Here is a 26546-nt window from a genome sequence, read left to right as displayed (position 1 = left end):
GTCAACCTATTTCAGGACGGGTCACGGCCAACAAAAAAGCAGCCCGAAGGCTGCTTTTTTGTTGCTTGCGCCGAACGCAGTTCAGGCGAAGGCCGTCTGCGCGTCGAACGCGAAACCCTTCGGCGCGGCTTGCGGATCGTCGAACGTGACGATCTCGTACGCATCTTCGTTCGCGAGCAGCTCGCGCAGCAGCGCGTTGTTCAGCCCGTGGCCCGACTTGTACGCCGTGTACGACGCCAGCAGCGGATGGCCGATCACGTACAGGTCGCCGATCGCGTCGAGCATCTTGTGCTTCACGAACTCGTCGTCGTAGCGCAGCCCGTCGTTGTTCAGGATGCGGTACTCGTCGAGCACGATCGCATTTTCCATGCTGCCGCCGCGGGCGAGACCCATCTCGCGCAGCATCTCGGCTTCATGTGCGAAGCCGAACGTGCGTGCGCGCGCAATCTCGCGCACATACGAGGTATTCGCGAAATCGACCTCGAGCTCCTGGCCGGTCTTGTCGACGGCCGGGTGACGGAAGTCGATCGAGAATTTCAGCTTGAAGCCGAAGTACGGATCGAGACGCGCGAACTTGTCGCCGTCACGGATTTCGACCGTCTTCTTCACCTTGACGAAACGCTTCGGCGCGTTCTGTTCCTCGATCCCGGCGGACTGGATCAGGAACACGAAGGTCGCCGCGCTGCCGTCCATGATCGGGATTTCCTCGGCCGTCACGTCGACATAGAGGTTGTCGATGCCGAGGCCGGCGCATGCCGACATCAGGTGCTCGACGGTCGACACACGCACGCCATCCTTCTGCAGCACCGACGCGAGCCGCGTATCGCCGATCGACGTCGCCGCGGCGGGAATGTCGACGGGCGTGGGAAGGTCGACGCGGGAGAACACGATGCCCGTGCCCGGTGCGGCAGGACGGAGCGTCAGCTCGATCTTGCGGCCCGAGTGGACACCGATACCCACGGTCTTCACGATGGATTTGATGGTGCGCTGCTTCAGCATGATGTTCTTCGTCGTGATTGAAGATATCAATCAGGAGTTATATTCGATAGGAGGGATTATAGCGTAATTCCCTATTCAACGCAGTTTGAAACTGCGTATCAATCTGTTTCGGCTGTTTACCCCTGCCGATACGGGACGGGCCGATGCCCGGAACGGAGGCGTTTCCGGTCATCAGCCCGTGTTACAACTGCCCTGAGGCCGGTGAGCAGCGTTGCCGGCAGGCAACGGCGCACCGCACGATCAGGACGTCAACGTCGCGAGAACACTCGCCGCATCGCTCACTTCGAATTTGCCCGGCGCCTCGACGGCCAGCGTCTTGACCACACCGCCGTCAATCACCATCGCGTAGCGCAGGGAACGAATCCCCATGCCACGCGCGGACAAATCCTGTGTCAGCCCCAGCGCATGAGTGAAAGCCGCGCTGCCGTCCGCCATCATGCGCACCTTGCCCGCGGTGTGCAGATCACGTCCCCATGCGCCCATCACGAATGCGTCGTTGACGGACACGCACCAGATCTCGTCGATACCCGCCGCGCGCAGTTGCTCGGCGTGTTCGACGTAGCCCGGCACATGCTGCGCCGAACAGGTCGGCGTGAAAGCGCCCGGCAATCCGAAGATCACCACCCGCTTTCCCGCAACCTGATCGCGCACGCTGCAGGCGTTCGGCCCCAGCGTGCACCCTTCGCGCGCGTCGTCGATGTACTCGAACAGTTGCGCGTCGGGCAGCGCGTCGCCCACTTGAATCATGGCTGGTCCCTCATAGCGATACGGTTTTTCAGCGTGTCGCGGACAGCACGGCCCATCCCGCCCCGCTTGTGCGGAGAGGGCACGTTTCCCGGCCCGGCGTCGCAGCCGACGCGGCCTGTCGTGGTCCGTAGCATCCGTCACGCCGGCGATACCGCGGCAGTTTCGCCGCGGCTTCGCCTGTGTTTGCGTCAGTCAGCCTGCTTGCGCAGGAAAGCCGGGATGTCGTACGTGTCGACACCCTTCTCCTGCAGCGCCTGCACGTGCGATGCCGCGGTTTCACGCGAATTGCGCCACACCGCCGGCGTATCGAGTGCGCCGTAGTCGGCCGTGCTGACGTGATGCGCCGGTGCATAGCCGTGCGACACCGCGCTGACCGGCTGGTTGTCCGTACCGGTGCGCAGCAGCGTCATCGGTGCCGACTGCTGCTTCTTCGCCGCACGGCCCAGACCCGTTGCCACGACCGTCACGCGCAACGCATCGCCCATCGCGTCGTCGTACACCGCACCGAAGATCACCGTCGCATCTTCCGCCGCGTAGCTCTTGATCGTGTTCATCACTTCGCGCGTTTCCGACAGGCGCAGCGAACGGCTCGACGTGATGTTGACCAGCACGCCGCGCGCGCCCGACAGATCGACGCCTTCGAGCAGCGGGCTCGCCACGGCCTGTTCCGCCGCGAGGCGCGCGCGATCGACGCCGGCGACCGTCGCCGTGCCCATCATCGCCTTGCCCTGCTCGCCCATCACCGTCTTCACGTCTTCGAAGTCGACGTTCACGAGGCCATCGACGTTGATGATTTCAGCGATGCCTGCAACCGCGTTGTTCAATACGTCGTCCGCGCACTGGAAGCACTTGTCCATCTCGGCGTCGTCGCCCATCACGTCGAACAGCTTGTCGTTCAGCACGACGATCAGCGAGTCGACGTGATCCTCCAGTTGCTGCGAACCTGCTTCAGCGACGCGCATGCGCTTGCCGCCTTCGAACTCGAACGGCTTGCTGACGACACCGACCGTCAGGATGCCCATCTCCTTCGCGATCTGCGCGACCACCGGTGCCGCGCCCGTGCCCGTGCCGCCGCCCATGCCGGCCGTGATGAACACCATGTGCGCGCCGCGCAGTGCGTCGGCGATGCGCTCACGCGCTTCTTCCGCTGCCGCACGGCCCATTTCCGGCTTCGCACCGGCGCCGAGGCCCGTGTTGCCGAGCTGGATCACCGACGATGCGCGCGAACGCGACAGCGCCTGCGCGTCCGTGTTCATCACGATGAAATCGACGCCCTGCACGCCGCGGTTGATCATGTGCTGGACGGCATTGCCGCCAGCGCCGCCAACGCCGACCACCTTGATGATGGTGCCGTTGGTCTCGGTTTCCAGCATTTCGAATTCCATGTTGCCTCCGTCAAGAGAAAAACTGCTAATCGGCCGTTATTCGGCAGGAGATCGGGCAACCCCCTGTCGCGCGCCAGCCGCCGGCACCAGCGCGAATTTCCAGATTCGGTTTGTCAGAAGTTGCTCAGGAACCATTCCTTCATCCGCGAGAACACCTGCCCCGCGTTGCCGGACTGCACGGCGACCTTGCGGCCGCGCATGCGCTGGGCACTGCCTTCGACGAGCAGCCCCATCGCCGTCGAGTAGCGCGGATTGCGCACGACGTCGGAGAGGCCGCCTGCATACTCCGGCGCGCCGATGCGCACCGGTTTCAGGAAAATGTCTTCGCCGAGCTCGACCATGCCGGGCATCATCGACGCACCGCCGGTAATGACCACGCCGGAGCTCAGGAGTTCTTCGTAACCGGATTCGCGCACGACCTGCTGCACGAGCGAGAACAGTTCCTCGACGCGCGGCTCGATCACGGCCGCGAGCGCCTGGCGCGACAGCGTGCGCGGGCCGCGTTCACCGAGGCCCGGCACTTCCACCATTTCGTCCGGATCGGCGAGCGCCTGCTTCGCGATCCCGTAGCCGACCTTGATGTCTTCCGCATCCGGCGTCGGCGTGCGCAGCGCCATCGCGATGTCGCTCGTGATCTGGTCGCCGGCGATCGGAATCACCGCGGTGTGGCGGATCGCGCCTTCGGCGAAGATCGCGATGTCCGTCGTGCCGCCGCCGATGTCGACCAGCACCACGCCGAGATCCTTCTCGTCTTCCGTCAGCACCGCCAGCGACGACGCGAGCGGCTGCAGGATCAGGTCGTTCACTTCCAGCCCGCAGCGGCGCACGCACTTGACGATGTTCTGCGCGGCGCTCACCGCGCCCGTCACGATGTGCACCTTCACCTCGAGGCGGATGCCGCTCATCCCGATCGGCTCGCGCACGTCTTCCTGGCCGTCGATGATGAATTCCTGCGTGAGGATATGCAGCACCTGCTGGTCGGTCGGGATGTTGATCGCCTTCGCGGTCTCGATCACGCGCGCGACGTCGGTCTGCGTGACTTCCTTGTCCTTGATCGCGACCATCCCGCTCGAGTTGAAGCTGCGGATGTGGCTGCCGGCGATCCCCGTGAACACGTTGGTGATCTTGCAGTCGGCCATCAGCTCGGCTTCCTCGAGCGCGCGCTGGATCGACTGCACGGTGGCCTCGATGTTGACCACCACACCTTTCTTCAGACCCTTCGACTCGCTCTGGCCGAGACCGATCACCTCGTAGTGACCTTCGCCCTTCAGCTCGGCGACGATGGCCACCACCTTCGACGTGCCGATGTCGAGGGAAACCAGCAGATCCTTGTAGTCTTTGCTCATAAAGTGCTCTTGCGTGTGATCTCTCGTTACTTCTTGCGCTTGTCGGTATCGGTCAGGAACCGCATGCCTGCCGCGCGAATCGCGAATCCGTTCGGATAACGCAGGTCCGCGTACTCGATGTCGTTGCCCCAGCGCTCCGTGACCGCCGGCCACGCGGCGACCAGGCGCTGGCTCCGGTCATGCAGCGACTCGCTGTTGCGTTCCTTGCCCAGCTCGACCTGCATGCCGTTCGACAGCTTCACCGTCCACGCGTACCGCGCCGACAGCGTCACTTCTTCCGGCGCCGCCTTCAGCGGCGCAAACCATTTTCCGAAGTCGCGATACCGCGTGACGACTTCCTTCGCACTGCCCTCCGGGCCGTCGAACGCCGGCAGTTCCTGATCCAGCTCGCCCTGGTTCGCGGTGAACAGCTCGCCGTCGACGCTCACGAGCTGGTCGCTGCCCCAGGTCCCGAGCGGTTTGTACTCCTCGAGCGTGACAGCCAGCGCATTCGGCCACACCCGGCGCACGCTCGCATGGCGCACCCAGGGCATCTGCTCGAACGCGGCGCGCGCGGCGTCGAGATCGACCGTGAAGAAATTGCCCTTCAGCCGGCCGACCACGCCCGCGCGCACCGTCGGCGAATTGATGTGCTCGGTGTCGCCGTCGATCCGGATTTCCCGCAACGCGAACGTCGGGCGCTGGATCAGCCAGTAGCAACCGGCCGCCGCCAACACGAGCAGCAGCAGCGCGTACAGCGCGCTGGCGGCAAGGTTGAGTTGGCGAACGTTGTTCCACATACGTCGTTCCGTTCCTGCGTCAGTCGTTGAGCGTGAGCGACAGCACCTTCACGACCAGCTCCGAATAGCTGATGCCGACCGCGCGCGCGGCCTTCGGCGGCAGCGAGTGGTCGGTCATGCCCGGCGCAGTGTTCACTTCCAGGAAGTACGCATTGCCATCGGCGTCGAGCATGAAATCCGCGCGGCCCCAGTCGGTGCAGCCGAGCACGTCGAACGCACGGCGCGCGACGCGCTTGAGCTCCGCTTCCTTGTCGGCGGGCAGCCCGCACGGGATCAGGTATTGCGTGTCGTTGGCGATGTACTTCGCGTGATAGTCGTAGAACTCGCCGGCCGGCACGATCTTGATCACCGGCAGGTCGAGATCGCCGGCGATGCATGCGGTGTATTCGCCGCCGCCTTCGATACTCTTCTCGACGATCACGATCGGGTCGTGCTTCGCGGCTTCCTCGAGCGCAGCCGGCAGCGCATCGGCCGTCTTCACCTTCAGCACCGCGACGCTCGAGCCCTCGCTCGCCGGCTTCACGAACAGCGGCAGGCCGAGCTTCGCGACGATGTCCGTCGCCCGCGCCGCGAGGTCGTCGCCGCGCAGCACCGTCTCGAACGGCGGCGTCGGCACGCCCGTCTGCTGCCAGACGAGCTTCGTGCGGAACTTGTCGAGGCCGAGCGCCGACCCGAGCACACCGCTGCCCGTGTAACGGATCCCGTAGAAATCGAGCGCGCCCTGGATCTGGCCGTTCTCGCCGTAACCGCCGTGCAGCGCGTTGAACGCACGCACGAACCCTTCGTCCTTCAGCGCCGCCAGCGGGCGCTCGGCCGGGTCGAACAGGTGCGCGTCGATGCCTGCGTCGCGCAGGCCCTGCAGCACGAGCTGGCCGGACGTGAGCGAAACCTCGCGCTCCGAGGACTCGCCGCCGAACAACACCGCCACCTTGCCGAAACGTTTCGGATCAATCCCGCTCATGTCATGCCTTCTGTTGAGTGTGCTGCGCGACCTTCGCCGGCACGCCGCCGATCGAACCCGCGCCCATCGTGATCACCACGTCGCCGTTCTGCGCGACCTTCGCCAATGCGTCCGGCACGTCGTCGACCGTCGCGACGAACACCGGGTCAACCTTTCCTGCCCCGCGCAACGCGCGAGACAGCGCTTCGCCGTTGGCGGTCGAGATCGCGGCCTCGCCGGCTGCGTAGACTTCCGTCAGCACCAGCGCATCGACCGTCGACAGCACGTTGACGAAATCGTCGAAGCAATCGCGCGTGCGCGTGTAGCGGTGCGGCTGGAACGCCAGCACGAGGCGACGCCCCGGGAACGCGCCGCGCGCGGCCGCGATCGTCGCGGCCATCTCGACCGGGTGATGGCCGTAGTCGTCGATCAGCGTGTACTGGCCGCCGTCCGCGGTCGGCACCTCGCCGTAGCGCTGGAAACGCCGGCCGACGCCGTTGAATTCGGCCAGCGCCTGCTGGATCGCGTCATCCGTCACGCCGAGGTCGGTTGCGATCGCGATCGCCGCGAGCGCGTTCTGCACGTTGTGCAGGCCCGGCATGTTCAGTACGACCGCAAGCGGCGCGCGACCTTCGCGGATCACCGTGAAGTGCATCCGGCCATCGCGCGCGTCGATGTCTTCCGCGCGCACCTGCGCGTCCGGCGACAGCCCGTAGCGCACGACCGGCTTCGAGATGAACGGGATGATCTGCCGCACGTTCGGATCGTCGACGCACACGACCGCGCTGCCGTAGAACGGCAGGCGCTGCGTGAATTCGATGAACGCCTGCTTGAGCCGCGCGAAATCGTGGCCGTAGGTGTCCATGTGGTCGGCATCGATGTTCGTGATGACTTCGATCACCGGATACAGGTTCAGGAACGACGCGTCCGACTCGTCGGCCTCGGCGACGATGAAGTCGCCCGTGCCGAGCCGCGCGTTCGCGCCGGCGCTGATCAGCCGCCCGCCGATCACGAAGGTCGGGTCGAGGCCGCCCGCGGCGAGCACGCTCGCGACGAGGCTCGTCGTGGTGGTCTTGCCGTGCGTGCCGGCGATCGCGATGCCCTGCTTCAGGCGCATCAATTCCGCCAGCATCACCGCGCGCTGCACGATCGGCACGCGCTTCGCGCGCGCGGCCAGCACTTCCGGGTTGTCCGAGCGCACGGCCGTCGATACGACGACCGCGTTCGCGCCCTCGATGTTCGCCGCGTCGTGGCCGATCGCGATCCGTGCGCCGAGCGCCTGGAGACGATCGGTCACCGCGTTGCGCGAGAGATCCGAGCCGCTGACCTCGTAGCCGAGGTTGACGAGCACTTCGGCGATGCCGCTCATGCCCGCGCCGCCGATCCCGACGAAATGAATGTGTTTGACGATGTGTTTCATTGCAATATTTCCAGGTTCGCGCCGGCCGCCTTCGCGCACACGCGCGCGACTTCGTCGGTGGCTTCGGGCTTCGCCAGCGAGCGCGAACGTTCCGCCATGTCCGCGAGCGATGCCCGCGACTGGCCGCGCAGCCAGTCGGCGAGCAGTTCCGCCGACAGGTCGCGTTGTTGCACCAGCACGGCCGCGCCTGCATCGGCGAGGAACGCGGCGTTGCTCGTCTGGTGATCGTCGACTGCGTACGGGAACGGCACGAACAGCGCCGCCACGCCCACCGCCGCGATCTCCGACACCGTCATCGCGCCCGACCGGCAGATCACGAGATCCGCCGCCGCATACGCGGCCGCCATGTCGTCGATGAACGGCACGAGCCGCACGTCTTCGCCGGCCGCGAAACCGGCCGCTTCGTAATTCGCCTTCAGCGCGTCGATGTGCTTCGCGCCGGCCTGATGCACGATGCGCGGGCGTTCACCCGGCGTCAGCATCGCCAGCGCGCGCGGCACGACTTCGTTCAGCGCGGCCGCACCGAGGCTGCCGCCGACGACCAGCACGTTCAGCGGGCCGCTGCGCGATGCGTAGCGTGCTTTGGGCGCTTCGGTGCCGGCAAGTTCCGCGCGAATCGGGTTACCGGTCCATTCCGCGTGCGGCAGCGCGCCGGGGAACGCGACGAGCACGCGTTTCGCGAATTTCGCGAGCACCTTGTTCGTCAGGCCCGCGATCGAATTCTGTTCATGCAGCACGAGCGGACGCCCCGACAGCGCCGTCATCACACCCGCCGGGAACGTGATGTAGCCGCCCATCCCGAGCACGACGTCGGGCCGCACGCGGCGCAGCGCGGCGAGGCTCTGCCCGCATGCGCGCAGCAGGTTGAACGGCAGCGTCAGCTTGGTCTTCAGGCCCTTGCCGCGCAGCCCGCCGAACCGCACGTATTCCATCGGAATGCCGTGCTTCGGCACGAGCGTCGCTTCCATCCCGGCCGGATTGCCGAGCCACACGACGCGCCAGCCCGCCGCCTCCATCCGGTGCGCGACCGCGAGCCCCGGGAACACATGGCCCCCGGTGCCGCCTGCCATCACCATCAGCGTGCGTTGCGACGCGGTCATACCTTCCCTCCGCGCATCAGCACCCGGTTTTCATAGTCGACCCGCAGCAGCACCGCGAGCGCCACGCAGTTCAGCAGAATGCCGGAGCCGCCGTAGCTCACGAGCGGCAGCGTCAGGCCCTTGGTCGGCAGCAGCCCGAGGTTCACGCCCATGTTGATGAAGGTCTGCGCGCCGAACCAGATGCCGATGCCCTTCGCCATCAGGCCCGCGAACGTGCGATCGAGTGCGAGTGCCTGGCGGCCGATCTCGAACGCGCGGCGCACGATCCAGTAGAACAGCAGGATCACGACCAGGACGCCGACGAAACCGAGTTCCTCGCCGATCACCGCGAGGATGAAGTCGGTATGCGCTTCCGGCAGGTAGTTCAGCTTCTCGACGCTGCCGCCGAGGCCGACACCGAACCACTCGCCGCGTCCGAACGCGATCAGCGAGTGCGTGAGCTGGTATGCCTTGCCCTGCGCGTAGCGCTCGTCCCACGGATCGAGGTACGCGAAGATCCGCTCGCGACGCCACGGCGACAGCCACACGAGCATCGTGAAGGTGCCGACCGCCGTCGCGACGAGGCCGCCGAACAGCTTGCCGTTCACGCCGCCGAGGAACAGCACGCCCATCGCGATCGCCGCGACGACCATGAATGCACCCATGTCCGGCTCGAGCAGCAGCAGCGCACCGACCAGGCCGACCGCGAACGCCATCGGCAGGAAGCCCTTCGCGAAGCTCTGCATGTATTCCTGCTTGCGCACCGTGTAGTTCGCCGCGTAGATCGTCACCGCGAGCTTCATGATTTCCGACGGCTGCATGTTCGTGATGCCGAGCGGAATCCAGCGGCGCGCGCCGTTCACGCCCTTGCCGACGTGCGGGATCAGCACGATCACGAGGCCGACCAGCGCGATCAGGAAGAGATGCGGCGCGTATTTGTCCCACGTCGACACGGGCACACGGAACGCGATCACCGCCGCGATGAACGCGACGACGAGCGACACGCAGTGGCGCATCAGGAACGCGTAATCGTGATACGCCGCGTATTTCGGCGAATCGGGCATCGCGATCGACGCCGAATACACCATCACGACGCCGAGCCCGAGCAGCGCGATCGCGACCCACAGCAGCGAGTAGTCGAAGTCGAGCATCCGCGAACGGCTCGGGCGCACGCCGTTGACGACGCTCGCGAGGCCGCCGGTCGCGGCGCGCGTGGCCGACGCGACGCGGCCACCCGCGGCATTGCCGCCGGTGTCGCGCCGATCGTTGAAACGGGAGACGAGGCGATCGGACCAGCTCATGGCGTCGCTCCTTTGTCGATGGCGATTTCGTCGACCGCCGCGCGGAACACATCCGCGCGATGGGCGTAGTTCCTGAACATGTCGAGGCTCGCGCATGCCGGCGACAGCAACACCGCATCGCCCGGCTCGGCGAGGTCGGCCGCCGCGTGCACCGCGCCTTCGAGCGTCGCGTGGTCGGCAAGCGGCACGCCCGTTTCGGCGAGCGTGTCGCGGATCGCCGGCGCGTCACGGCCGATCAGCATCACCGCGCGGCACCAGCGCGCGACCGGCGCGACCAGCGGCGCGAAGTCCTGGCCCTTGCCGTCCCCGCCCGCGATCAGCACGATCTTCTGGGCGAGCCCGTCGAGCGCGGCAACCGTCGCGCCGACGTTCGTGCCCTTGCTGTCGTCGACGTAGTCCACGTCGTCGATCGTCGCGATCACTTCGACGCGATGCGCTTCGCCGCGATACTCGCGCAGCGCATGCAGCAGCGGCGCGGCCGGCAGGTCAATCGCGCGTGCGAGCGCGAATGCGGCCAGCGCGTTCGCCGCGTTGTGCAGCCCGCGGATACGCAGTGCGTCGGCCGGCATCAGGCGCTTCTGCGCGATGTCGGGCGTGTGCGCGGCATCGCGCTTGCGCCGGCGACTCGTCGTCGCCGCTTCGTCGGGTGCATCGCGATCGACGGCTTCCACCAGCCACGCGATGCCGTTGTCGCGCGACAGCCCGTAGTCGCCGTCCTGCACCGGTTCGTTCAGGCCGAACGTGACCGTACGCGGCGCGTCGGCCGCGCCGGCTGCCGGCGCGAACTTCATCACGGCCGCATCGTCGCGGTTCAGCACGCGCGTCGTCGTCGCGCCGAAGATCCGGCCCTTTGCCTGCGCGTACGCTTCGAAGCTGCCGTGCCAGTCGAGGTGGTCCTGCGTGATGTTCAGGATCGCGGCCGCATCGGGCGCGAACGTGCGCGCGGTCTCGAGCTGGAAGCTCGACAGTTCGAGCACCCATACGTCCGGCAGCGCGGTTTCGTCGATCGCGCCGGCGAGCCGGTCGAGCATCGCCGGGCTGATGTTGCCCGCGACCGCGACCTTCTTGCCCGAGCGCTGGCACAGCAGGCCCGTGAGGCTCGTCGTCGTCGTCTTGCCGTTGGTGCCCGTGATCGCGAGCACCTTCGGCTGGTAGCCGCTCGTGCCGAGCGCACGCAGCGCCTGCGCGAAGAATTCCAGCTCGCCCCACACCGCGACGCCGCGCTCGTTCGCGGCCGCGACCAGCGCCGCGAGCGCCGGTTCGAGCGGCGACAGCCCGGGGCTCAGCCCGACGAGCTCGATGCCGCCGTCGAGCAGCGCAGGCGTGAACGCCCCGCCGACGAATTCCGCATCGATGCCTTCGGCCTGCAGCGCGGCAAGGTTCGGCGGCGCCTCGCGGGTATCGGCAATGCGCAGCCGGCACCCGTGCCTCGCGCACCATCGCGCGATCGCGAGACCCGATTCCCCGAGCCCCAGTACGAGCACCATCGGCCGTTGCCGATCTCCAAACATCTCGCCAGACATCCTTGTTACCTTTCCTTTACCGCAGCTTGAGGGTGGTCAGACCGAACAGGCACAGCATCAGCGTGATGATCCAGAAACGCACGACCACCTGCGTTTCCTTCCAGCCGGACAATTCGAAATGGTGATGCAGCGGCGCCATCTTCAGCAGGCGCCGCCCTTCGCCGTAGCGCTTTTTCGTGTACTTGAACCACGACACCTGCAGCATCACCGACAGCGTCTCCGCGACGAAGATGCCGCCCATGATGAACAGCACGATTTCCTGGCGCACGATCACCGCGACCGTGCCGAGCGCGCCGCCGAGCGCCAGCGCGCCGACGTCGCCCATGAACACCTGCGCGGGGTGCGTGTTGTACCAGAGGAACGCGAGCCCTGCCCCGCCCATCGCGGAACAGAAGATCAGCAGTTCGCCCGCGCCCGGGATATGCGGGAACAACAGGTATTTTGAATAGACCGCGCTGCCCATCACGTACGCGAACACACCCAGCGACGCGCCGACCAGCACGACCGGCATGATCACGAGGCCGTCGAGGCCGTCGGTCAGGTTCACCGCGTTGCTCGCGCCGACGATCACGAAGTACGTCAGCACGATGAAGCCCCACACGCCGAGCGGATAACTGATCGACTTCAGGAACGGCAGCATCAGGTCGGCGCGTGCCGGCAGCCCCATCGACAGGCCGCTCCTCACCCACGCCATGAACAGGTCGAACACGCGCACGTTGTTCGCCTCGGACACGCTGAAGGCGAGGTAGACGGCCGCGAACAGCCCGATCACCGATTGCCAGAAATACTTCTCGCGCGACGACATCCCGCGCGGGTCCTTGTGGACGACCTTGCGGTAATCGTCGACCCAGCCGATCACGCCGAAACCGAACGTGACGAGCATCACGATCCAGATGAAACGGTTCGTCAGGTCGCCCCACAGCAGCGTCGCGACCGCAATGCCGATCAGGATCAGCACGCCGCCCATCGTCGGCGTGCCGGACTTGACGAGATGTGTCTGCGGGCCGTCCTTGCGCACGGCCTGACCGACCTTCATTTGCGTCAGCTTGCGGATCACCCACGGTCCGCACACGAGCCCGATCCCCAGCGCGGTGATGGTGGCCATCACCGCCCGGAACGTGAGGTACGTGAACAAGCGCAAAAAGCTTGCGTCTCCTTGCAGCCATTGCGCCAGCGCCAGCAGCATGCTTCCTTCCTTCTACTCAGTGTGCCGCGGGCGCCGTGCCCGCCGCGGGTTGGTTCGTCAGCGCGTCGACCACGCGCTCCATCTTCATGTACCGCGAGCCCTTCACGAGCAGCGTCGCCTGCGCGCCGTAACCGGCCGCGAGCAGCGCCGCCACAAGCGCGCCGATGTCGTCGAAGTGGCGTGCCGTGTCGCCGTACGCCGTGCACGCATCACGCGATGCGTCGCCGAGCGCGAACAGCGCGTCGATCCCGCGCTCGCGCGCGTATGCACCGACCTCGCGATGAAAAGCCGGCCCTTCGTCACCGACCTCGCCCATGTCGCCGATCACCAGCACGCGCGGCGCCGGTTGCGTGGCGAGCACGTCGATCGCGGCACGCATCGAATCGGGATTCGCGTTGTACGTATCGTCGACGACCGTCGCACCCGCGAGGCTGCCCGCGATCGCCTGCTTCACCTGCAGCCGGCCCTTGACCGGCTCGAACGATTCGAGACCCTGCTTGATCGCCGACAGCGCGACGCCGGCACCCAGCGCCGCGGCCGTGGCGGCCAGCGCGTTGCGCGCGTTGTGCTCGCCGAGCGCGCGCAGCCGCACCGTGACGGCGCCCGCGGGCGTATCGATCACGAGTTCGCCGCCGTGAAGACGGCCCGTGACCTGCGCGTCGTTCTGCCGTTCGGCGTCATGCAGCGCGAAATCGAGGATCCGGTTGCCGGTGGCCGCGACGCGCCAGATGCCCGCATACGCGTCGTCGGCCGGGAACACCGCAACGCCGTCCGGCGGGAGCGCGTGAATCACGGCCGCATGTTCGAGCGCGACCGCTTCGACCGTCGCCATGAACTCCTGGTGCTCGCGCTGCGCGTTGTTGACGAGCGCGACCGTCGGCGCCGTGAGACGCGCGAGGACTTCGGTCTCGCCCGGGTGGTTCATCCCGATCTCGATCACCGCGAGACGATGTGTGGACGACAGGCGCAGCAGCGTCAGCGGCAGGCCGACGTCGTTGTTCAGGTTGCCGGCCGTCGCGAGCCGCGCGTCGGCGCCGACCGCCGCCGCGAAGATCGACGCGATCATTTCCTTGACGGTCGTCTTGCCGTTGCTGCCCGTCACCGCGACGAGCGGCAGCGCGAATCGTTTGCGCCAGCCATGTGCCAGTGCGCCGAGTGCGGCACGTGTTTCGCCGCCTTCGATCGCCGGCATCGTGACGCCCGCCGGCACGTGCGCGACGAGCGCCGCCGCCGCACCGCGCGCAGCGACATCGCCAAGGAAGTCGTGCGCGTCGAAGCGCTCGCCTTTCAGTGCGACGAACAGGTCGCCGGGGCCGACGGTGCGGCTGTCCGTCGACACGCGGTCGAACGTGACGCCCGCATCGCCGTGGACGGTTGCACCGGGAATCAGGCGAGCGGCTTCGCCGAGACTGAGCATCGTCATTCGGCGCCTCCCTTGCCGTGTGTCGCGCGCGCTGCCAGCGCGAGCCGCGCGTGATCCTGGTCGGAGAACGTACGCTTCTTGCCCATGATTTCCTGCGTGGCCTCGTGGCCCTTGCCGGCCAGCACGACGACATCCTCGCGTGCGGCGCCGCGCACGGCCTGCAGGATCGCGCTCGCGCGATCCTCGATACGACGTGCGTGATCGGCCGCGGTCATGCCCGCGACGATCTGGTCGATGATGCGCTGCGGATCCTCGCTGCGCGGGTTGTCGCTCGTGACGACGGTTTCATCGGCGAGCCGCTCCGCGATCGCGCCCATCAGCGGGCGCTTCGTCGCATCGCGATCGCCGCCGCAGCCGAACATGCAGACGAGCCGGCCGCCGCGCGCCGTGGCGATCGGGCGCAGCGCGTCGAGCGTCTTTTCGAGCGCGTCGGGCGTGTGTGCATAGTCGATCACGACGAGCGGTTCGTCGTTCTGCAGCCGGCCGCCGAGCCGCTGCATCCGTCCGTTGACGGACTCGAGCCGCGCGATCTCGGCGAGCGCCGCGTCGAACGGCAGGTCGGCCGCGAGCAGCGAGCCGAGCACCGCGAGCAGGTTGCTGACGTTGAACGTGCCGAGCGTGCCGACCTCGACGTCCGCCTCCCCCCACGACGAACGCAGGTGGAACGCCGTGCCGGTCGCGGTGGCGCGCACGTCGAGCGCGACCAGTTCGCGATCGGCGTCAGGCGCCGGTGCGTCGCCGATCCCGTACGCGATCGTGCGCACGCGGCCGGCGAGCTTCTCGAGCAGGCGCCGACCGGCTGCATCGTCGCGGTTGACGACTGCCGCGCGCAGGCCGCGCCACGCGAACAGCTTCGCCTTCGCGGCCTCGTACGCATCGAACGTGCCGTGATAGTCGAGGTGATCCTGCGTGAGGTTCGTAAACACCGCGATGTCGAAACCCGTACCGTTCACGCGCCCCTGGTGCAGCGCGTGCGACGACACTTCCATCGCCACGGCCTTCGCGCCCGCATCGCGCAACTGCGCGAGACTGCGCTGCAGTTGCGGCGCATCGGGCGTCGTGAACCCCGTCGGCACGAGCTGGCCGGGCATCCCGGTGCCGAGCGTGCCGATCACCGCGCACGGCTGGTGCAGCGCCGTCAGCGCGGCGGCGATCCATTGCGTGCACGACGTTTTGCCGTTCGTGCCGGTCACGCCCACCGCAAGCAGGCTGTCGCTCGGATTGCCGTACCAGCCGCTGGCGATCTCGCCGGCGAGCTGGTCGAGCGCCGGCACGGCCAGCGCAACGGGCACCGCCGGCGCCGCGGCCAGCCCTTCCGGCTGATACAGTACGGCGGCCGCGCCGCGCGCGACGGCATCGACAATGAAAGCGCGGTTGTCGGCCCCGTCGACCGCATAGGCAAAAAACACGTCGCCGGCCTTGAGGCTGCGCGTGTCGGCATGCAGTTGCGCTGCGGGGGCCACATGCTGATGCAGCCACGCAAGCGCGGCTGCGATCTGCTGATGCGCCGGATGGGAACTGCGAGCGGCGCTCATCGAACAACTCCTGGTGAATTACGCGTCGTGCTGGACACGATCATATGCTTCGCGCCGCCACCCGCGGCCAGCTTTTGCGGCCCCGCTGCGGAAGGTGCTGCCGGCGAATCGTCAGACACGACAAGCTGCTTGATCGGCATGTTCGGCGGCACGTTCAGCGCACGCATCGTGTCGCCGGCGATCGCCGAGAATACGGGGCCGGACACCTGGCCGCCGAAGTGGCTGCCGGCGGTCGGTTCGTCGACCGACACCGCGACGACAATGCGCGGATTCGGCATCGGCGCCATCCCGACGAACGACGCGCGGTACTTGCGCGTGTAGCCGTGCCCCTCATGCTTGTACGCGGTGCCGCTCTTGCCGCCGACGCGATAACCCGGCACGGCCGCATCGGGCGACGTGCCGCCCGGCGCCACCACCGTTTCCAGCATCGCGCGCACTTCGCGCGCGGTGGTCGGGTTGAATACCTGCGTGCCCACGACCGGCTGATTGGGGTCGGTCTTGAAAATGGTCACGGGCATCAGCTCGCCGTCATGCGCGATCGCCGTGTACGCGCGCGCAAGCTGGAACAGCGACACCGACAGGCCGTAGCCGTACGACATCGTCGCCTGCTCGATGCGACGCCAGCTCTTCCACGGACGCAGGCGGCCGGCCACCGCGCCCGGGAACCCGACCTTCGGCGCTTGGCCGAGGCCGATGCTCGTATACATATTCCACATTTCCTCGGGCCGCATCGTCATCGCGATCTTCGTCGCGCCGATGTTGCTCGACTTCTGGATCACGCCGCCGACCGTCAGCGTGCCGAAACCCGCGTCGTCGGTGATCGGTGCGCCGTCGAGCACGAAATGCCCGTTGCCCGTCTCGACGAGCGTATTCGGCGTCACGCGGTGCAGGTCGAGCGCGAGCGACACTGTAAACGGCTTCATGATCGAGCCCGGCTCGAACACGTCGGTCATGATCCGGTTGCGCAACTGCTCGCCCGTCATGCGTGAGCGGTCGTTCGGGTTGTACGTCGGGTAGTTGACGAGCGCGAGCACCTCGCCGGTGCGCACGTCGACGACCATGGCCGCGCCGGCCTTTGCCTTGAACTTCTCGACGGCGGCCTTCAGGTTCGCGTACGCGATGTACTGGATCTTGCTGTCGATCGACAGGTCGACGTCGGTGCCGTTGTGCGGCGGGATCTGCTCGGCGACGTCCTCGACGATGTGCCCCAGCCGGTCCTTGATCACGCGACGCACGCCCGACGTGCCGGACAGCATCTTCTGGTCGCCGAGCTCGACGCCCTCCTGCCCTTCGTCCTCGACGTTCGTGAAGCCGATCAGGTGAGCGGTGATCTCGCCTTCCGGATAGAAGCGCTTGTATTCGTTGCGCTGATAGATACCGGGAATGTCGAGCGCGGCAACCTTGTCCGCGACGTCGATCGGCACCTGGCGCTTCACGTAGACGAAACCCTTGTCTTCCGACAGCTTCACGCGCAGTTCCTTCGACGTCATGCCGAGGAGCTTGCCGAGCTGGTTGACCTTGTCGGCATCGAGATCGTCCGGCACCGCGTCGGGAATCGCCCAGATCGCGCGCACGGGCAGGCTCGTCGCGAGCACGAGCCCGTTACGGTCGAGAATCTTGCCGCGCGTCGCCGGCAGCTCGAGCGTGCGCTGGTAGCGGCTTTCGCCCTGCTTCTGGTAGAACGCGTTGCCGGGCCCCTGGATCCAGAACGCGCGCGCGGCCAGCGCGACGAACGCCATGAACAGCAGGAACACGACCAGCTTCGAGCGCCACATCGGCAGATGCACGCCCAGCACCGGGCTCGACGAGAACTTCACGTTCTGGCGCTTCTGGGACGGCTTCATCGCGCGCCTCCCTTGCCCTTGCCGGCCGTGTCCGCCGAAGCCGGGATCGGCGCGTCGATCGCCTTCGCCGCGCCCGGCGGCAGCGTCAGGTATTGCGTGCGGCCGGTCGAGATCGGCTGCATCTTCAGCGAATCGTTCGCAAGCTGCTCGATGCGCGACGTCTTCGACAGCGCGCTCTGCTGATATTGAAGCTGCGCGTAGTCCTGCTGGAGCTGACGCTCCTGCGACTGCGCGCGCTGCAGCTGGATGAAGATCTGGCGCTGCTGGTTCGTCGAATTGACGACCGACAGCGCGCAGCCCATCACGATGATCAGCAGGAAGATATTGAAGCGGCTCATGGCGTGACGCGCTCCGCAATGCGCATCACGGCCGAGCGGGCGCGCGGGTTCGCGGCGACTTCCGCTTCGCTCGGAAACTGGCGGCTGATGATCTTGAGCGGCGGGCTCGGGAGATCGACGGCGCGGATCGGCAGGCGACGATCGACCGCAGGCGCACTCGCGTGCGCCTGCATGAATCGCTTGACGATCCGGTCCTCGAGTGAATGAAAGCTGATGACCACCAGCCGCCCCCCTTGCTCCAGCAACGACAGTGCCGCGTCTAGTACGACTTGCAGGTCCGCAAGCTCTTGATTGACGTGAATCCGTATAGCCTGAAAGGTGCGGGTTGCCGGATCCTTGCCCTTCTCACGGGTTTTGACGACGTGACCCACGATTTGGGCAAGCTCGCCCGTGGTGTCGAGAGGCCCAAGACGGTCGGACTCTGCCCGGCGAGCAACAAGCGCCTTTGCAATCTGAAAAGCAAACCGTTCTTCCCCATAATCCCGTATCACCTCCGTCAATTCCTGCACCGAAGCCCGTGCGAGCCATTCCGCCGCCGACTCGCCGCGCGTCGGATCCATCCGCATGTCCAGCGGGCCATCGGCGCGGAAGCTGAAGCCGCGCGCCGGATCGTCCACCTGCGGCGAGGACACGCCCAGGTCCAGCAACACACCCGACACCTTCTCGATGCCGCGCGCCGCAAGCGCGTCGCGCATCGATGCAAAGCTGTCATGCACGATCGAGAAGCGCGCATCCTCGATGCCCTGCGCCGTCTCGATCGCTCGCGGGTCCTTGTCGAACGCAATCAGCCGCCCGGCCGTCGCCAGCCGCGCGAGCACCGCGCGGCTATGACCGCCGCGCCCGAACGTGCCGTCGACATAAACGCCGTCCGGCCGCGTCACGAGCGACTCGACCGCTTCATCCAACAGCACCGTTCGATGCCGCAATTCGTTTCCCATCGCGGGCGTCTCCGTCACCGCAATCAGAACGTGAAATTCTTCAGCGCGTCGGGCATGCCCTGCGCCATCGCCGCCTGCTCCTTCGCGTTGTAGGTCTGCGAATCCCACAGCTCGAAGTGACTACCCATTCCCAACAACATGACTTCCTTTTCCAGTCCAGCTGCCATGCGCAGCTCGGGCGATACAAGAATCCGGCCGGCGCTGTCGAGATCGACGTCCATCGCATTGCCGAGAAAAATGCGCCGCCACCAATGCGCGTCCATCGGCAGCGCAGCGATCTTGGCGCGGAATACTTCCCATTCGGGGCGCGGAAACAGCAACAGGCAGCCGTCCGGGTGCTTGGTCACAGTCACCCGTCCTTCTGCCTGTCCTTGCAGCGCTTCGCGATAGCGAGCCGGCACCGACATCCGCCCTTTCGCATCGAGCGTCAGCGCCGACGCCCCTTGGAACACTTTCCGCTCTCCCGTTCAGGGCACCGAAGCACCCGCTCAATGCTGAGAATTTAGCCGGAATAGCCCGCCAAATCACACAAAAATACACTTTCTCACACTGTCTCCCACTTTAGAGGAAGGGTGTGGCACGGTCAAGGGAGCGGCCCGCTTTTTTGACGAATTTTGTTAGTTAGAACAAGGACTTACGCGCACATGCTCACACGCCCCTTCATTCCAAAAACCGTTATAAATGAATGAGCTAGTGCAACTTGTGAAGGTGATACGTGAGAAAGACGGGCCAGACGGGTGTGCGGACGGGGCTTTCGGGGGCGGGAAAACGAGGAATAAACGGGCGGTATCAGCGGCGGGGAACCGGGGCGACGTCACGCGTCGCCCCGGTGCGAATCTCACAGATAGTACGCAGTGCTCGTCATGACTTTCGACGCGGCGCGCATCAGCATTCGCGCGGGCAGCGGCAGTTCGATCCCGCCTGCGTCGGCGGCGGCCTTGCCGTGCTTCACCTCGTCGATACGCATCTGGTCGACGATCGCGCGCGACGCGGTATCGGCCGCCGGCAGCTCGGACATATGGCCTTCGAGATGGCTCTCGACCTGCCGTTCGGTCTCGGCCATGAAGCCGAGACTGACCTTGTCGCCGAGCGCGCCAGCCGCCACGCCGATCGCGAGCGAACCCGCATACCAGAGCGGGTTCAACAGGCTCGGGCGCGAGTCGAGCTCTTTCAGGCGGTGTGCGGTCCACGCGAGGTGATCCTCCTCCTCGCGCGCGGCTTCCTCGAACATCGCCTTCGCGGATGTCGTGCGCGCGGTGAGCTTCTGCGCCTGGTACAGCGCCTGAGCGCAGACCTCGCCGACGTGGTTCACGCGCATCAGCCCGGCGGCATGCGTACGCTCCGCGGGCGTCAATTCGACGGCGGGCGCCTCGGCCGGCGCGGGCACCGGCCGGCTCATTCGGCTAATGCCCGTCAGCGACCGCAGGCCGCGATCGAATTCGCTGATCAGTTCATCAAACACCATCCTGTTTCTCCTGGCTGCATGTGCCGCCGCGAGCGGCAAGGGCACGAGTCCGCTGCGTAACCGACTTGATTATTCAGCGGAAATTGCGGTTAACCCGTGATTTTAACCATTGTTGCATAAAGGAAACATGGCGGCCTTGAGCTGCGGCATTTCGCTTTGTGGCAAAAACCGGTTTTGCTACATTACGTGCGACTTCTTGCGAAGTTGATGGGGCCCGTCGACAGAACATAACTATCCGCCCCGCCAGAAAAATTCAGTGATTTTTGGAGATCCGTTAATGAAAAAGTCGCTTCTCGCGCTCGTCGCGCTGGGCGCGTTCGCTGGCGCTGCCCATGCGCAAAGCAGCGTGACGCTTTACGGCATCATCGATGAAGGCCTGCTCTTCAACAACAATGCGGGCGGCAAGCACCTGTACAGCATGGCCAGCGGCGTGATGCAAGGCAGCCGCTTCGGCCTGCGCGGCACCGAAGACCTCGGTGGCGGCCTGAAGGCAATCTTCACCCTCGAAAACGGTTTCGACGTGAACAGCGGCAAGCTCGGTCAGGGCGGCCTGATGTTCGGTCGTCAGGCTTACGTCGGCCTGTCGAGCCAGTACGGTACGGTCACGCTGGGTCGTCAATACGACTCCGTCGTCGACTTCGTCGGCCCGCTCGAGGCGGGCGACCAGTGGGGCGGCTACATCGCCGCTCACCCGGGCGACCTCGACAACTTCAACAACGCCTATCGCGTGAACAACGCAGTCAAGTTCACGAGCCAGACCTACGGTGGCTTCTCGTTCGGCGGCCTGTACAGCTTCGGCGGTCAGGCAGGCCAGTTCTCGAAGAACCAGGTCTGGTCGCTCGGCGCAGGCTACAACAACGGCCCGCTGGTCTTGGGCGTCGGTTACTTGAACGCACGTACGCCGAACCAGTTCGGCGGCATGTTCAACAACGGTTCCGCGTCTTCGTCGGTCTCGTCGCCGATCTACGGCGCGTACGCGAACAACGCGAACACGTACCAGGTCATCGGTGCAGGCGGCGCATACACGTTCGGCGCAGCAACGATCGGCGCGACGTACTCGAACACGAAGTTCAAGGGCTTCTCGGCAGGCCCGTTCGTGAACCAGACCGCGACGTTCAACAACGGCGAAATCAACTTCAAGTATCAGCTGACCCCGGCGCTGATTCTCGGCGCGGCGTACGACTACACGCAAGGCAGCAAGATCGACGGCAACTCGGCAGCCAAGTACCACCAGGGCTCGCTGGGCGTCGACTACTTCCTGTCGAAGCGCACCGACGTCTACGTGATCGGCGTGTACCAGCACGCATCGGGCAACGTGCTCGATTCGAACGGCAACGTCCTGAAGGCAACGGCAGCGATCAACGGCCTGGCCGGGTCGAGCACCAGCAACCAGGTCGCGGCACGCGTCGGCATCCGTCACAAGTTCTAATCAGCTTGCCTGACAAGCCGCAGCATATTGAAGGCGCCTCCGGGCGCCTTTTTCTTTTGCGGTGCAGAACGGCAAAGCCGGAGTGCGGCGAATCGCACCGGGCGTTGCGCGCTCGTCGTGGGGGCCATGCCGCCTGCCTTTGCGGCCATCGAAACGCGCGGCCGCGGCCGCAAGCCCATTCCGGAGACAGCCTCGCACGGAGACAAACCTCCTCGGGGCCGCACTGCAAACAAAAAGGCCCGGCATGTGCCGGGCCTTTTCCTTCGATCGACCGCGCCGTTACGCGCGTCCGTCGCGCAATTCGCGCCGCAGGATCTTGCCGACGTTCGTTTTCGGCAGCTCCGTACGGAACTCGACCAGCTTCGGCCGCTTGTAGCCGGTGAGGCGCTCCTTGCAGTAGGCAAGGATGTCCTTGTCGGTGAGCGCCGGGTCCTTCTTCACGACGAACAGCTTCACGGCTTCGCCGGAATGCTCGTCGGGCACGCCGACCGCCGCCACCTCGAACACGCCCGGATGCGACGCCACCACGTCCTCGACTTCGTTCGGGTACACGTTGAAGCCCGATACGAGAATCATGTCCTTCTTCCGGTCGACGATCTTCACGTAACCGCGCGCATCCATCACGCCGACGTCGCCCGTCTTGAAGAAGCCGTCCGCGAACATGACCTTCGCGGTCTCGTCCGGCCGGTTCCAGTAGCCGGCCATCACCTGCGGCCCGCGGATGCAAATCTCGCCGGGTTCGCCGAGCGCGACGTCGTTGCCGGCATCGTCGCGAATCGCCACTTCGGTCGACGGCAGCGGCAGGCCGATCGTCCCGCTGTATTCGGTCGCCGTCACCGGATTGCAGGTCGCGACCGGCGACGTTTCGGACAGCCCGTAGCCTTCGATGATCGCCGTATGGGTCTTTTCATACCAGCGTTTCGCGACGCCTTCCTGGATCGCCATGCCGCCGCCGTTGGCGATCACGAGCTTCGACAGGTCGAGCTGATTGAATTCGGGGTGGTTCAGCAGTGCGTTATACAGCGTGTTGACCGCCGGGATCGTCGAGATCTGGTAACCCTTCAGTTCCTTGATCATGCCGGCGATGTCGCGCGGGTTCGGGATCAGGATGCCCATGCCCCCGGTACGCATCGTCAGGAAACCGCAGACGGTCAGCGCGAACACGTGATACAGCGGCAGCGCGACAACGGTCACGAACTGTTTCACCTCCGGGAACTTCTCATGAGCCGGATGGTGCCAGGCGCCGGCCTGCAGCACGTTCGACACGATGTTCCGGTGCAGCAGCGTCGCCCCCTTTGCCACGCCTGTCGTCCCGCCCGTGTATTGCAGGAACGCGACGTCATCGGGGCCGATCTTCTGTGCCTTGAATGCCTGCCGCGCGCCTTCCGACAGCGCGGCCTTGAAGCGCGTGAACGACGGCAGTTGCCAGGCCGGCACCATCTTCTTCACGTTGCGCACGACGTAGTTGACGAGCCATCCCTTGATGCCCAGCAGATCGCCCATCGACGCGACGACGACGTGCTTGACGCTCGTATTCGCGATGACAGCCTGCAGCGTCGACGCGAAATTCTCGAGGATGACGATCGCCTCCGCACCGCTGTCCTTCAGCTGATGTTCGAGCTCGCGTGGCGTGTAGAGCGGATTGACGTTGACGACGGTGTAGCCCGCCCGCAGTACCGCGGCGATCGCCACCGGATACTGCAGCACGTTCGGCATCATGATCGCAACGCGCGCCCCGCGTGCTAGACCGCGCGATTGAAGCCAGGCGCCGAACTGGCGCGACAGCTTGTCGAGTTCGCCGTACGTGATGCCCTTGCCCATGCAGACGAACGCCGTGCGGTCGCGGTACTGGCGGAAGCTTTCGTCCAGCAGGTCTGGAACGGAGGGATAAGGAGACGCGTCAATTTCGGCTGGAACGCCGGGTGGGTACGATTTCAGCCAAATTTTGTTCATACTGCGCGTCTCCTCACGGATTTTCGAATGATCGTGCTAAAACGCATCGTAACGGCTCGCCCGTCCCGATACAACAGGGTTAGACGTCCACTTCGAACTTCCGTGGAGATTCGTCGGATGATACGGTGATATTCGGTCAAATGCGTTCTACTTCCACAAGGCAATCGTAAAACGTCGCCGAATTGCCGAGATCGGTGAGCGCCTGGCTCGTCACTTCGTTCGCGTTCCTGCCGTCCGGCGACAGCTTCTTCCACCAGATCGACAGCCCGACGACGAGCCCTGCACGTGCACGATCGGTAATTCTCGCGAGCGCCTGCATCGATCCGCGGTCGTTGAAGATGCGAACGAGATCGCCCTCCGCGATGCCCCGTGCATCGGCATCCGACGGGTGAATGTCGAGATGCGGCTCGCCTTCGGTATGACGCAGGCTGTCGACGTTCACGAACGTGCTGTTCAGGAAGTGACGGGCCGGCGGCGAAATCATCGCGAGCGGATAGCGCGCCGCGAGCTCGGGTGCCGCCTCGGCCGATTCGAACGGCGGCAGGTAGTCGGGCACTGGGTCAACACCCATCTGCTCGAGCCGCGGGCTGTAGAACTCGCACTTGCCGGATGGTGTACGAAAACCGCCGTTCGCGAACGGCGCCTCCGGCAGCTTGAGTTTCAGCCAACCGTCGCGCTTCAGCGTGTCCCAGTCGCTGTCGAGTGCCGGATCGTCCCAGCGAAGGGCCGCACGCGCGACCTCTTCGTCGCTGTGATAGAGCGCGGGCTCGTCCAGCCCCATGCTGCGCGCGATCCCGCGGAAGATCTCCGTATTCGGCCGCGCGTCTCCCACCGGAGGAATCGACGGCAGGTTCGCCATCACGTAGGTGTGGCCGTACGATTTGTGGATGTCCAGATGCTCGAGTTGCGTGGTCGCCGGCAGCACAATGTCGGCGAAATCGACGGTATCTGTCTTGAAATGCTCGAGAACCACCGTGAACAGGTCGTCGCGTGCGAACCCCGCCGCGACTTTCGAGGAATCAGGCGCGACCGCCACCGGATTCGAGTTGTACACGATCACCGCTTCGACCTTCGGTCCGAAAGTGGCATCGCCCGGGTGCAACAGCGCGTCGCCGATCGCGTTCATGTTGATGATGCGCGGCAGCTTGTGGGGCCAGCCCGGCATCAAGTCCGGGCGCAGCAGCGCAGCCTGGTTCACCGGCGCGGATTCCGACGACGAGAGCAACAGCCCACCGGCCCGATCGCGCCATGCACCCGTCAGCGCCGGCAGGCTTGCGATCGCGCGTACCGCGTTGCCACCGCCGCGAACGCGCTGCATGCCGTAGTTCAGGCGGATCGATGCCTTCCGGGTAGCGCCGTAACGACGCGCAAGATCGATCAACTCCGACGCGTCGATGCCGCAAATCTGCGCGACACGATCCGGCGGATAGGACATCGCCCGTTCCTTGAGTGCGTCGAATCCGAGCGTATGGCTGGCGATGTAGTCGTGATCGAGCAGGTCTTCGGTAATCAGCACGTGCATCATGCCGAGTGCGAACGCGCCATCGGTGCCCGGTTTCAACGCAATATGCTGATGACACTTCTCCGCTGTCAGCGAACGGTACGGATCGATGGCGACAAGACGGGCGCCTCGGCGCTTCGCTTCCTGCGCACGCGTCCAGAAGTGCAGACTCGACGCGATCGGGTTCGCTCCCCATATCAGAATCAGTTCGCTTTCCTCGAAATGCTCGAGATGCATACCGAGACTGCCACCATATGTGTACCGTAACCCCGCAGCACCGGCCGCCGCGCAGATCGTGCGCTCGAGCCGCGAGGCGCCCAGTTTGTGGAAGAAGCGCTGGGCGATGCCCTCTCCTTGCACGAGCCCCATCGTCCCCGCATAGCTGTACGGCACGATCGCTTCCGTTGCGCGCGCCGCAATTTCACCGAGACGACGGCCGATCTCGTCGAACGCCTCGTCCCAACTGATCGGTACGAAATGCCCTTCCCCTTTGGCGCCGATGCGCTTGAGCGGAACGGTGAGGCGATCGGGATGATGAACACGATCGGCGTATCGGCTGACCTTCGTGCACAACACGCCTTGTGTCGGCGGATGATCGGGATCGCCCGTGACCTTGATCGCCTTGCCGTTCTCGACGGTCACGCGCATTGCGCACGTGTCCGGACAATCGTGCGGGCAAACGGCCCGGGTTACCTGAATCGCGGCGTTCATCGTTTTGAGTGCATAGATGGGGGTTCGCAAATTTTACGTGGACGCGCCGAATAAAGCGTTCATTTCGTCCGGATTCTGGGTTATCTGACCAAAAAGCGATTGGAGGAAGCCAGGGTAGTTTCGGTTGCACCACGCGTCATCTGCGGGGGTGCTTGTATGGCCCGTCCGATATGCGTTGTCGACGATGGAGGGCAGAACGTGCACGACGTCGCTAGCCGGTACACGGAGAGGAGGGAGCTGGGATTTTGATCGGAGATACGATCAATAGATCGGGGGATCACGAATGATACCGATCATTTCGAAAAACCGGGCGTTGCGATTGGGGGCACCTGGGAGGAGTAATGTGAAAGTTCCGGCCATGCCACCGATCCCGATCACTCACGCATTTCCGCCGCGCCAATGCAAAAACCCTCGCCTTGTCGGGCGGGGGTTTCTGGCTTGAGGGGAGCCTGACGATTACCTACTTTCACACGGGAATCCGCACTATCATCGGCGTAGAGTCGTTTCACGGTCCTGTTCGGGATGGGAAGGGGTGGGACCGACTCGCTATGGTCATCAGGCAAAGAGGGTTGTTGCGCTGGCTTCGCAGCACAACCAATCTTGGAAGAAGCAGTAATTTAGGTTGTGTGTATCACACACGAGAATCCAACTTGTCGCTCTGGATCCTGCAGCCAGTGCTGTCGCACGGCGCCGATCTACAAGGC

General features: G+C 65.4%; 21 protein-coding genes and 1 rRNA gene. 1 reads left to right on the top strand and 21 read right to left on the bottom strand.

Features of this window, described 5'->3' with window-relative positions:
- Nucleotides 1-81: 81 nt before the first annotated feature.
- The 18 genes from lpxC to coq7 all read right to left on the bottom strand — a co-directional run bounded on the left by lpxC (nucleotide 82) and on the right by coq7 (nucleotide 20248).
- Entirely contained in the window at nucleotides 82-999 is a 918-nt protein-coding gene (gene lpxC, locus VK92_RS37365) for a UDP-3-O-acyl-N-acetylglucosamine deacetylase (RefSeq protein WP_027788449.1), read from the bottom strand.
- A 240-nt stretch (nucleotides 1000-1239) separates the two neighbouring features.
- Entirely contained in the window at nucleotides 1240-1746 is a 507-nt protein-coding gene (locus VK92_RS37360) for a peroxiredoxin (RefSeq protein ID WP_027788450.1), read from the bottom strand.
- Nucleotides 1747-1934: 188 nt separating this feature from the next.
- A complete protein-coding gene (ftsZ, locus tag VK92_RS37355; protein ID WP_021159911.1) occupies nucleotides 1935-3131 on the bottom strand; it encodes a cell division protein FtsZ in 1197 nt (398 codons plus the stop codon).
- Between the two features lie 113 nt (nucleotides 3132-3244).
- The gene (gene ftsA, locus VK92_RS37350; protein ID WP_006487138.1) at nucleotides 3245-4477 is read right to left on the bottom strand and encodes a cell division protein FtsA; all 1233 of its coding nucleotides are present in this window, start codon (nucleotides 4475-4477) and stop codon (nucleotides 3245-3247) included.
- A gap of 26 nt (nucleotides 4478-4503) precedes the next feature.
- Entirely contained in the window at nucleotides 4504-5256 is a 753-nt protein-coding gene (locus VK92_RS37345) for a cell division protein FtsQ/DivIB (protein ID WP_021159912.1), read from the bottom strand.
- A gap of 19 nt (nucleotides 5257-5275) precedes the next feature.
- Complete coding sequence (locus VK92_RS37340) at nucleotides 5276-6217, bottom strand: D-alanine--D-alanine ligase (protein ID WP_021159913.1); 942 nt, start codon at nucleotides 6215-6217, stop codon at nucleotides 5276-5278.
- 1 nt (nucleotide 6218) lies between these two features.
- Nucleotides 6219-7616: a UDP-N-acetylmuramate--L-alanine ligase gene (gene murC, locus VK92_RS37335; RefSeq protein WP_021159914.1), complete on the bottom strand. Its 1398-nt coding sequence runs from the start codon at nucleotides 7614-7616 to the stop codon at nucleotides 6219-6221.
- Entirely contained in the window at nucleotides 7613-8716 is a 1104-nt protein-coding gene (gene murG / locus VK92_RS37330) for an undecaprenyldiphospho-muramoylpentapeptide beta-N-acetylglucosaminyltransferase (RefSeq protein ID WP_021159915.1), read from the bottom strand. Before murG ends, murC begins: the two co-directional genes overlap by 4 nt.
- Nucleotides 8713-9996 (bottom strand): putative lipid II flippase FtsW, encoded by a 1284-nt coding sequence (gene ftsW, locus VK92_RS37325; RefSeq protein ID WP_021159916.1) that lies wholly within the window; start codon nucleotides 9994-9996, stop codon nucleotides 8713-8715. The genes murG and ftsW overlap by 4 nt, the downstream gene beginning before the upstream one ends.
- Entirely contained in the window at nucleotides 9993-11507 is a 1515-nt protein-coding gene (gene murD / locus VK92_RS37320) for a UDP-N-acetylmuramoyl-L-alanine--D-glutamate ligase (protein ID WP_021159917.1), read from the bottom strand. The genes ftsW and murD overlap by 4 nt, the downstream gene beginning before the upstream one ends.
- 28 nt (nucleotides 11508-11535) lie before the next feature.
- The gene (gene mraY / locus VK92_RS37315; RefSeq protein ID WP_006477019.1) at nucleotides 11536-12705 is read right to left on the bottom strand and encodes a phospho-N-acetylmuramoyl-pentapeptide-transferase; all 1170 of its coding nucleotides are present in this window, start codon (nucleotides 12703-12705) and stop codon (nucleotides 11536-11538) included.
- Between the two features lie 16 nt (nucleotides 12706-12721).
- Nucleotides 12722-14128, bottom strand: a complete 1407-nt coding sequence (locus tag VK92_RS37310) for a UDP-N-acetylmuramoyl-tripeptide--D-alanyl-D-alanine ligase (protein WP_048025707.1) — start codon at nucleotides 14126-14128, stop codon at nucleotides 12722-12724.
- Nucleotides 14125-15663: a UDP-N-acetylmuramoyl-L-alanyl-D-glutamate--2,6-diaminopimelate ligase gene (locus tag VK92_RS37305; RefSeq protein WP_042975357.1), complete on the bottom strand. Its 1539-nt coding sequence runs from the start codon at nucleotides 15661-15663 to the stop codon at nucleotides 14125-14127. The genes VK92_RS37310 and VK92_RS37305 overlap by 4 nt, the downstream gene beginning before the upstream one ends.
- On the bottom strand, nucleotides 15660-17507 hold the full coding sequence (locus tag VK92_RS37300) for a peptidoglycan D,D-transpeptidase FtsI family protein (protein ID WP_027788455.1): 1848 nt from the start codon (nucleotides 17505-17507) through the stop codon (nucleotides 15660-15662). The genes VK92_RS37305 and VK92_RS37300 overlap by 4 nt, the downstream gene beginning before the upstream one ends.
- Nucleotides 17504-17845, bottom strand: coding sequence for a cell division protein FtsL (ftsL, locus tag VK92_RS37295; protein ID WP_021159919.1), 342 nt, complete (start codon nucleotides 17843-17845; stop codon nucleotides 17504-17506). Before ftsL ends, VK92_RS37300 begins: the two co-directional genes overlap by 4 nt.
- The gene (gene rsmH, locus VK92_RS37290) at nucleotides 17842-18783 is read right to left on the bottom strand and encodes a 16S rRNA (cytosine(1402)-N(4))-methyltransferase RsmH (RefSeq protein WP_021159920.1); all 942 of its coding nucleotides are present in this window, start codon (nucleotides 18781-18783) and stop codon (nucleotides 17842-17844) included. The genes ftsL and rsmH overlap by 4 nt, the downstream gene beginning before the upstream one ends.
- Before the next feature lie 23 nt (nucleotides 18784-18806).
- Entirely contained in the window at nucleotides 18807-19235 is a 429-nt protein-coding gene (mraZ, locus tag VK92_RS37285; protein WP_006487094.1) for a division/cell wall cluster transcriptional repressor MraZ, read from the bottom strand.
- A 386-nt stretch (nucleotides 19236-19621) separates the two neighbouring features.
- Complete coding sequence (gene coq7 / locus VK92_RS37280) at nucleotides 19622-20248, bottom strand: 2-polyprenyl-3-methyl-6-methoxy-1,4-benzoquinone monooxygenase (protein WP_048025708.1); 627 nt, start codon at nucleotides 20246-20248, stop codon at nucleotides 19622-19624.
- Nucleotides 20249-20525: 277 nt separating this feature from the next.
- Here coq7 and VK92_RS37275 point away from each other — a divergent pair, with 277 nt between their 5' ends.
- Nucleotides 20526-21677 carry a porin gene (locus tag VK92_RS37275; protein WP_021159922.1) on the top strand — a complete coding sequence of 384 codons (1152 nt, stop codon included), beginning with the start codon at nucleotides 20526-20528 and terminating at the stop codon, nucleotides 21675-21677.
- Nucleotides 21678-21956: 279 nt separating this feature from the next.
- Here VK92_RS37275 and VK92_RS37270 read toward each other — a convergent pair whose 3' ends face one another.
- The 3 genes from VK92_RS37270 to rrf form a co-directional block, all read right to left on the bottom strand.
- Entirely contained in the window at nucleotides 21957-23630 is a 1674-nt protein-coding gene (locus VK92_RS37270) for a long-chain fatty acid--CoA ligase (RefSeq protein ID WP_021159923.1), read from the bottom strand.
- Nucleotides 23631-23766: 136 nt separating this feature from the next.
- A complete protein-coding gene (locus VK92_RS37265; RefSeq protein ID WP_048025709.1) occupies nucleotides 23767-25842 on the bottom strand; it encodes a molybdopterin-containing oxidoreductase family protein in 2076 nt (691 codons plus the stop codon).
- A 447-nt stretch (nucleotides 25843-26289) separates the two neighbouring features.
- Nucleotides 26290-26402: ribosomal RNA gene (gene rrf / locus VK92_RS37260) — 5S ribosomal RNA — on the bottom strand.
- Between the last annotated feature and the right edge of the window lie 144 nt (nucleotides 26403-26546).

This window comes from Burkholderia sp. LK4 (assembly GCF_001043615.1).
GTDB lineage: Bacteria > Pseudomonadota > Gammaproteobacteria > Burkholderiales > Burkholderiaceae > Burkholderia > Burkholderia cepacia.
This window is presented reverse-complemented; position numbering and strand designations above follow the sequence as displayed.